Source organism: Pedobacter sp. 01T416_2 (genome assembly GCF_056398925.1).
This window is the reverse complement of record NZ_JBFTQI010000640.1, coordinates 1-3,485: the sequence shown is the minus strand read 5'-3', so window position 1 is coordinate 3,485 and position 3,485 is coordinate 1. Positions and strand designations below refer to the sequence as shown.

At 37.7% G+C, this 3,485-nt stretch carries 3 protein-coding genes; all 3 read left to right on the top strand.

Features of this window, described 5'->3' with window-relative positions; genetic code table 11:
- The coding region (locus AC1DPQ_RS21645; RefSeq protein ID WP_477610838.1) for a RagB/SusD family nutrient uptake outer membrane protein at positions 1 to 1,549 on the top strand (1,549 nt) is incomplete at its 5' end.
- A gap of 24 nt (positions 1,550 to 1,573) precedes the next feature.
- Entirely contained in the window at positions 1,574 to 2,503 is a 930-nt protein-coding gene (locus AC1DPQ_RS21640; RefSeq protein WP_477610837.1) for a hypothetical protein, read from the top strand.
- A 543-nt stretch (positions 2,504 to 3,046) separates the two neighbouring features.
- Positions 3,047 to 3,485: carboxypeptidase-like regulatory domain-containing protein (locus tag AC1DPQ_RS21635; protein ID WP_477610836.1), on the top strand; the 439-nt coding region annotated here is incomplete at its 3' end.

Below are 3,485 nucleotides of genomic sequence, written 5' to 3'. Positions count from 1 at the left end.
CCTAACTTCTAACGACGTGAAGTTTATTGCTACGAAATACCAGGGGACAAAAGGTGATAACAGGTATTTCGACATTGCACGCTGTAACGTTGCCATCAAGGAAATTCCTGGAGGCAACCTTGCACAAGATTCTAAAAATAAACTGCGGGGACAATTTTTTGCATTGAGAGCACTCTCTTACTTTGAACTGACTCGACTTTACGGTGGTGTTCCTCTGGTACTTACACCGCAAAATCCAGATAATGTAGAGTTAAGTGGAAGATCCAGCGCATCAGCATGTTTTAAATCTGTTGTGAGCGATTTGGATTCTGCAATGGTTTTATTAAATAATGTAACCTGGAATGACGGGAATGAACGGGGTAAATTTACACGTAAGGCAGCGGCCGCATTAAAAGGCCGGGTATTGTTATACTGGGCAAGTCCGCAGTTTAATCCCCTAGATAATCCATCACACCCCTTTGATCAAAGCAGGTGGACTACTGCATATCAGGCTTGTAAAGAAGCTTATGATATATGCAAAGCTTCAGGTAACAGTTTATTACCAAACTATGGAGATATTTTTTTGAAGGAAGGAACCAGTAATACGGAGGCTATAATTGTCCGTTCCTATTCTAATAAAGTTGAAAAAAGAGGTCAGAATGTAGAAGCCAAAGCAAGGCCCACAGAAGAGGGTGGTGGTGCATCTGCATTTATTCCGACCTTAAATCTTGTAAACACTTATACCATGAAGGATGGAGTTCCGGTTGGGCAGGCCAGCTCGTTCACTTACGATCCTGTGCTATTTTGGGTAAACCGCGATCCAAGATTGGATGCAACGATAGCCTACAATGGAAGCAGCTGGAAATTAAGCGGTGCAAGCAGCAGGAGACAATGGAATTATGTTTCGAACATTACCGAACCATCGCCGCAGGGCTTTTATATGAAACGATTTTGCGATCCTGAACTGGCGAAAGGCGCTGTGGCTTATGCCAATGATTTTGGGGGGAATGGCTTAGACTGGATAGAGTTGCGTTATGCTGAAGTAATTATGAATTTGGCAGAATGTGCCAATGAAATCGGTAACCTCGCAGAAGCACAAAATTTAGTAAAAGAAATCAGAATTCGCGCTGGCATTCAGGCTGGAACAAAAAATTACGGACTAGATCTGGCTTCATCGAAATTACTAATGCGAGATTTAATACTGAAAGAAAGAATGATAGAATTTGCGTTCGAAGGTAAACGTGCCTACGATTTAAGACGTACCAGAAATTACCATCTTTTACAAGGCTCAATGCAAACCATACAGTGGGAAACAAAATCTGCAGCACTAAAAACTGAACTTGAAGTAGTTACGGCAAATGGAGCACGGTTTAGAGAAGGAGTTAATGTCAATGACAAAACATCTTTTGAGAAATACTTCAAAACCTCAATATTGAACCAGGGCGTAACTGGCTTCAGTATACCAGATACCTATTATTTCTATGCTTTGCCATCAACATTTATGAATTCTAGCCCGTTATTAGAGCAAACAATCGGTTGGGATGGTGGCACTTTTGATCCTTTAAAATAATTCTTTATTTAAACAGATAAAATCATGAAAAGAATTTTAAAATATTTAGGCTTTTTGGCTGTAGGAGCCGTCGTATTTTCTTCATGTAAAAAAGAAGGAGAAAATATATTTAATATGTTTGATGATGTAACAGTAACCTATCATTCAACAAGCCCTTATGCAGTAACCGATTATAAAGAAGTAAATGCAGGTGATAGCGTGTATCTGGATTACACCATAACTTCTGCAAAGGAGGATATGTATGCTGTCTGTATTTTCGAAACATCGGCGGCTATACCCTCTAAAATTATAGTTAACGATAATCAAAGAAGAAATTATTCGGGAGTTGTAAAACTGAAAATGAATACCCGGGTTGGCAAAACATCCTATCGCATTTGGGCTTTGGATAAAGCAGGGGTTTATTTGGGTGACGGTTACAAAACGATTACAATAGAGGTAAGGTCAGATTATAAATATTGGTCTTCAAGAGAATTATATATTCCTGATACATTAGGTAAAGTGAAGAACTGTTATATGTCACTTTCAACAGGAGAACTATTCAATTACAGTAACGGTGCAGCCAGTTCTGATAAAATAGATCTGGGATTGTATAGGTCGCCCGTAACCGGGACACCAAATGCATATTTGTACAATGTTTATGCTTTAAATTCGAGCCCGATTCCTTTTACTTCCTACGACATTAACGCTTGGACCAAAAAAGCAACGTTATTTGCCGCACCAAAAACCGCACAGTCTGCCGCCTTTTTAAATCTTCGAACAGGCGATCAGATTATTACGGCAGGTAAAAGTGCAAAGCCCACACTTAAAGGTATATCTACCGGGCTGATTCCAGGGAGTTTATTTTATTTTTTAACTGCTGACGGAAAGTATGGTGCTTTTTATGTGAATTCTGTTTCGAGTAACAACTCTTCTGGCGGTGTATTCTTAAACGTTGATGTGAAAATTCAGAATTAATACTATCATTTGTGAGCGCTCAATAACATGGGCTTTAATTCATCTAAAACGAGGCAAAATCTGTCTCGTTTTTTTTAATTTATTTTTATTTAAGAATGTTACATTTATATATGAATATATTTCCATATCTTAGATCATCAAATACAGATCAAGCAAAGAACTATATTGATTTGATTTAGTTACGTTAATAGCCTATAATATGTAGCCAAAATCATACAGTAAATAGCCGATTATTGATTGCAATTTTGAGATATAATATACTTTCTAACCAGAATAAATACCAAGATCAAAGTAAAAAATGAGCCAAATTACCCATATTATCACCGATTTTTTTTATTAGAAGCCGTGGTTGATTCTTTTATCATAAAATAATTTTACATCTATTTTCTCTGCTCTCTTAATACGCTCCATTTGTAAAGTTAAAACGATACTATAGTTGCTCAATCGATTGAAGGTTGAAACTTTTGATCATTGAAGAGATCACACCATTAAAAGCAGACGGGAAATTGTCTAAATAGAATTAAAAACTAACCAAATAATAAGATGAACTTAAAATTTTTACGCAAAATTTCTTTGTCCTTGCTATTTATGCTACTGGCAAGCACAATCCTTTTTGCTCAAGACCGAAAGATTACGGGTAAAGTTGTCGATCAGGCAGATGGGCAGGGAATCCCTGGAGTAAATGTAAGTCTAAAAGGTGTTCCAAGCAATGTGAGCACCAATTCTGACGGTGTTTACACCATCCAGGTAAAATCTGATGCAGATGTTCTTGTATTCTCATTTATAGGATATGTAAGACAACAGGTAACCATAGGCAAGCAAACTAATATTGTAGTTCGTTTAGTTCCGGAAAACAAGAGCCTCGAAGATGTGGTTGTTGTTGGTTATGGTACCCAAAAGAGAAGTCATTTAACAGGTGCTGTTGTAGATATAAAGGCAACCGAGGTGGAGGACTTACCTGCAAGTAATATCGGTGCTGCAC